Origin of the sequence: Spiroplasma sp. hy2, assembly GCF_044714365.1 — a bacterium.
Taxonomy (GTDB): domain Bacteria; phylum Bacillota_I; class Bacilli_A; order Mycoplasmatales; family Mycoplasmataceae; genus Spiroplasma; species Spiroplasma phoeniceum.
In genome coordinates this window covers 1-5,949 of the sequence record NZ_RXFZ02000381.1, presented here as the reverse complement: position 1 = coordinate 5,949, position 5,949 = coordinate 1, and the positions used below count along the sequence as shown (strand labels likewise).

Here is a 5,949-nt window from a genome sequence, read left to right as displayed (position 1 = left end):
CTATTTATTAATTCTGTAATTATTTTTTTCATTAATTATTTACCTCCATATATTAAAAATATACCTAATTTTAGGTATATTTTATAAATATCAAGAGTTTTCGACAAAATTAAAGTAAAAAATTATCTTATTTAAAACTCAAACGCAATTTGATCATCTAATGATAAATCTTTTAAAATTCCAAGTTCTTCAAATGATTCTAAATGAGCTTTTGTAATATTTGTTCGTTTTTGTAAATCAGCAATTGATAAAAATGGTTTTTCATGGCGAGCATTAATAATACTATCGCCAACAGCTCCGCCCAAACCATCAATTGCAGAAAATGGCGGTAAAATAATTTTTTCATTATTTTCATTTGTAATAACGGTAAAATTTTTATTTCGACTTGTTTTTAAATCAATATTGCTCATTTTAATTCCTCGGGCATACATTTCTAATGCTACTTCATAAACGGGAATTAAATCTTTTTCTTTTTGTGTTGGTTTATTGGGAGCATTAAAATCTTTATTATCCAAACGAGTTTGAATATCGCGTAAAACTTGTTTGATTGTTTCTGCTCCTTTTAAAATTGTTTTAATATCAAAAACATCTGTTCGAGTTGAAAAAAATGTTGCATAATATTCAACTGGATAATTAATTTTATATCATGCTACTCGTCACGCCATTAAGACATAGGCTGTTGCATGGGCTTTTGGGAACATATACTTAATTTTATTACACGAATCAATATATCATTGTTCAAGATTATTATCCCGCATTAATTGTTCATGTTCAGTTGTTAACCCCTTTCCCTTTCGAACATCTTCCATAATCTTAAAAGCACTTTGAGCAGGTAACCCTTTATAAATTAAATTAACCATAATATCATCACGACATCCAATTACTTCTGAAATACTAATATTTTGATTTCGAATTAATTCTTGGGCATTGCCAATTCAAACATCTGTTCCGTGTGACAATCCTGAAATTTGGACTAAATCTGCAAATGAAGTTGGTTTTGTATCTAATAACATCTTACGAACAAAAAAAGTACCAAATTCAGGAATACCAATTGCACCAGTTTTTTCACCATTAATATCTTCTGGTTTAATATTTAAAACATCTAAACTTCGAAAAAGAATTAAAACCGCTTCATCATTTGTTGGAATTGTTTTTGGATCCACTCCCGTTAAATCTTGCAGCATTCGCAAAGCAGTTGGGTCAACATGGCCTAAAATATCTAACTTTAAAACATTATCATGAATTGCGTGGAAATCAAAATGAGTTGTTAATCAATTTGATTTGATATCATCAGCAGGAAAATTAACTGGTGTAAATGCCTCAACTTCATATTCATTTGGAATAACAACTATTCCACCTGGATGTTGTCCAGTTGTTCGTTTAACTCCCTCACAACCCTTGGCAATTCGTTCTAATTCTGCGCGACGTTTTAAATGTAAAATATTTTTACTTTCAAAATAACCTTTCACATAACCATATGCAGTTTTTTCTGCCACCGTTGAAATTGTTCCGGCACGATAAACACTACGTTCTCCAAACATTTCTTTAGTAAAGTCATGTGCAATTGGTTGATATTCTCCTGAAAAGTTTAAATCAATATCCGGAACTTTATCTGCTTCAAACCCTAAAAATGTTTCAAAGGGAATATCATGCCCTTCCCCTTTTAATGGTTTTTGACACTTTGGACAAGTACGAACTGGTAAATCATATCCACACTTAACTGAACCATCAATAATAAATTCACTATAACTACAATAAGAACATAAATAATGTGGTTGTAATGGATTTACTTCAGTAATATTACTCATTGTTGCAACAAAACTACTACCAACACTTCCCCGTGACCCGACTAAATAGCCATCTTGCAATGATTTATCAACTAATTTATGTGCAATTCAGTAAATAACAGCAAAACCATGCTTAATAATAGCATTTAATTCACGTTCTAAGCGTGATGCAACAATTTCTGGTAATGACTTACCATAAATTTTATAAGCATTTTTATAACATAATTCTTTTAATAATTGGTCACTACCTTCAATTTTAGGTGTGTATAATTTATCTTTAATAATTTCAACTTTTTCAATTTGGTCAGCAATTAAATTTGGATTTGTTACTACAATTTCATAAATTAATTCATCATTATTTAAAAACTTAAATTCGTTCATCATTTCCATTGTTGTTCTTAAAAACTGATCAGGATTATCAGTTACTCGTTGCTTATAATCATATAAAGGATGGGGACGACCACCAATTCCTTTTGCATTAATATAAACTTCACGGAAAATTTTATCTTCTGGGTTAAGATAGTGCACATCACCAGTAGCAACAACTAATTTATTTAATTTTTTTGCTGTAAAAATAATATCTTTAATGACTGTTAATAATCGTTCTTCTGATAAATCCCCCATTTGAACTAAATGTTTATATACACTAGGAGGTTGAATTTCAACATAATCATAAAACTTAATTGTTTCTGCTAATTCCGATGCATTTTTATTTCGTGCCACTTCAAAAACATCACCATTAATACATGATGACCCAATCAATAAATTACTACGATGTTGTTCAATTACACTTCGTAATAATTTTGGTGATGAATAAAAATATTTAGTATGCGCAGCAGTTATTAGTTTAAATAATTCTAATAAACCTACCTGATTTTTTGCTAAAATTGTCATATGTTTTGGTCGCAGTTTTTTATAAACAGCAGGGTCATGAATTTTCTCAATATCATCATCAAACTCAATACTATAAGTATTAATCATTTTCCGTAGCTGATGCTCATAGATGTCTGTTAAAACAATTGCATCATAATCGCCACGGTGAGCAACTTCTTCATTATAAATAACATTATAACAACGAGCAATTGTTCCCAACCGATAATTTTTCAAATGTGGTTCTAAAATCCGTGATAATTGTAAAGTATCAATTACTGTGTTATTAATTTTTGAGCGTCCAGCTTTTTTTAACCACGATTGAATAAAACCAAGGTCAAACTCAGCATTATGTGCAATTAAAATTGCATCCTTAAAATATTCTAAAATTTGGTCAATTGATTCAATAAAAGTTGGTTTATCCGCTAATAATTCATCTGTAATTCCTGTTAATTCAGTTGTAAATGATGATAACTTAACGGATGGTTTAAACAAATGATTAATTGTTTGACGTTCACCACTAATATCATCCATAATAACCGCACCAAATTCAATGATTTCATCATAGCTACTACTTAAGCCAGTTGTTTCTAAGTCGAAAATAACATATTTTGCAGTTCGTAAATTATGATGATGCGGGTTTTTAACATATCAGACTTTATCATCTAAAATATCTGCTTCAACACCATAAATAACTTTAACATCAGGATATTTCTTATTAAGATTATAAATTTCTGGATAAACTTGAACATTTAAATGGTCAGTAAAAGCAATTGCTTTATGATTCCAATGTACTAATGTTTTAAAAAGCATTGCAAGATCTGTTACTCCATCCATAACACTCATTTTAGTATGGAGATGTAACTCCACGCGTTTTTCAGGCGCATTATCTTCACGATATAAATCTTCATGCTCTAAACGAGAAATTTTTTTAATAAAAAACATTTGTTCATTAGCATAAGTATCATACCGAATATCGCCAAAAAGACTAACTCATTCATTAGTTTTTAATTCTTCAATAAAATCATCTGGTTGTTTTGTTCGAGTAAAAAATTTTGTGCCAATTGTATCACTATAATCAGTAATTGTTATTACATAAATAAATTTCTTTGTTGAAATTAACTGTCGTTCTTTACTTAAAATTTTTCCATAAATTGTCACATTCGGAGCATCTTGATCAATATCAATTAACCGTTCATAACTTGCTTCTCCATTTTTTGCTCTCTGATAACTATTTAATTCTCTTCGAACTGGATTAGTCCCATTGGTTGGTTTAGAAATTAACTGTTCTGTTTTTTGCGCTGTTTCTTGATATTTAATTAATTCTTGTTCATTAATTTCTAAAATATTATTTTCTCATAAATCAATCACTAGGGCTAATTGTAAATCACTAAAACCATAGCGGCGAAGTTTTTTTTGATAATAATTACAATGTTCACCCACTAATTTTTGTTCACTTTCCGAATGAACAGTAATTTTTAAAATATTATCAGTTAAAGCAAAACGTTCTGGGGATAATTTACTAAAAAAACTATTTTTTAATTCCGATTTATTTAATCGAATATATTCTAAGTAACTAAAAATAGTTTCTAATTCGTATTGTTCTTTTCGAACCCGTAAAGAAATCTTTGTGGGTAATGTTTCATTTTCTAATAAAGTTTGTTCTAATTTTAGTAAAACTTCTAGTGGTAAAAAATCATTAATTTCAATCACAACACGAAAAAAGCCTTCACTAGTACTATATTCTGCTTTAATGACTTTAGCATCATCAAAATAATTTCCAATAAATTCTAAATTATTTGCTGTAAATAGTTTTATCAATTGTTGGTCCATCATCTAATCCTCACCTAGCTTTTCTGCTTAAAAAAAGACATCTTTAATTGTTATTCCAATAAATAATAAAATAAAGACTATTGCTCCCGTTACATTAATAATAATCTTTGCCTTATGCGGTAACTGTCATTTTTGCTCTTTTGCTTGATATTCTTCTAATAATACTTTTTGTTGCACTGGATCATGGCGTTTCTTTCAAATCCTTTTCCGACCATTTAAGCGTTTTACTCCACCAACTATTCCTTCAATTGATGTTTCAAAAAACTTGTATCCATCTAATGGTGGGATTGGAATTAAGTTCAAAACAAATAAATTAGCAGATAACATGGCCACATACATAAAGAAAAGAGCTGGTCCTTCTGTTAACATTGAAGAAACTGTTCTTGCAATTCCAACTGGACCAGATAATTGTCCTCACTGACCAGTAAATAATAATCCAAATGATTTTAAAATTGTCACTGATTGTCTAAATGTTTCTCCTCAACCATAGCTATATGCTTGCGCAATTGAAGCAAACTGACGATCAGGAGCTCTAATTCCGACTGTATAAGTATTGTTGGCTTCTGTTAACTTAACTGGTTCAGTTTGAAATAAACCATCAGACGCCGTTGTAACTTCTTGTTTACTATTTAAACGAGCAAAAGCAAGAGTAATATAATTAATTTTTTCATCATTATTACTATTATCATATTGTTGTTTTAAATTTTTAATAAAATTAAAAACTGTTGTTTGATAAGTTGGAATCTTATCTACTGTTCCCACATGACTTGCTAAAATATGATTCTCCTTATTATCAGCTTTATCTTCCTTATTAACACGATAATATTCTTGTGCTACTTTAAGTTTTTCAATATTAGGACCTAATCAATAATCTAAAATCACAATATCTTGAGCAACATTTTGACCACTCGTTTTTAGAGCAGCATATGCTGCACCATTAGAATCATACTTAGCTCCTCAATATGTCATATCAGATGGTTTATAATTTAATGCCGCAAAAATTGTGGTAAAAATAAAAACAGCAATAAAAAAATTCATTAAAGCTCCTGCGACAATAAAAATTAAACGTTTTCATTTTGCAATATTTTCCATTTTTCGTTCTTCAGGAACTTCTTCCTCTTCACACCCTTTTGGTGGATCAACTAATTGACTTGCAATATAAACATATCCTCCAAAAGGAAAAATTCGGATTGAATAACGAGTTTCTTTTTTTCCTCAAGAAAAAATTTTGGGACCAAAACCAATTGCAAATTCATAGACATATGCTCCCGCTAATTTCGCAATAATAAAATGTGCAAATTCATGAATTGTAACTAACATTAATAAAATTATAATCCCAATTATAAAACCTAAAACTACCATTCCTGCTGACATTTATTTCTTAACTCCTTACTTTTTTATTCGGAATAACATTATTTTTCTGTGTAAATTGTAAATGCAAATGTAGCACTTTTTATAT

2 protein-coding genes are annotated in these 5,949 nt (G+C 29.4%); both read right to left on the bottom strand.

The window, feature by feature from the left end:
* Positions 1-131 precede the first annotated feature (131 nt).
* On the bottom strand, positions 132-4,490 hold the full coding sequence (locus EHV01_RS06800) for a PolC-type DNA polymerase III (RefSeq protein ID WP_422066764.1): 4,359 nt from the start codon (positions 4,488-4,490) through the stop codon (positions 132-134).
* A 27-nt stretch (positions 4,491-4,517) separates the two neighbouring features.
* The gene (gene rseP / locus EHV01_RS06795) at positions 4,518-5,864 is read right to left on the bottom strand and encodes an RIP metalloprotease RseP (protein ID WP_422066796.1); all 1,347 of its coding nucleotides are present in this window, start codon (positions 5,862-5,864) and stop codon (positions 4,518-4,520) included.
* Between the last annotated feature and the right edge of the window lie 85 nt (positions 5,865-5,949).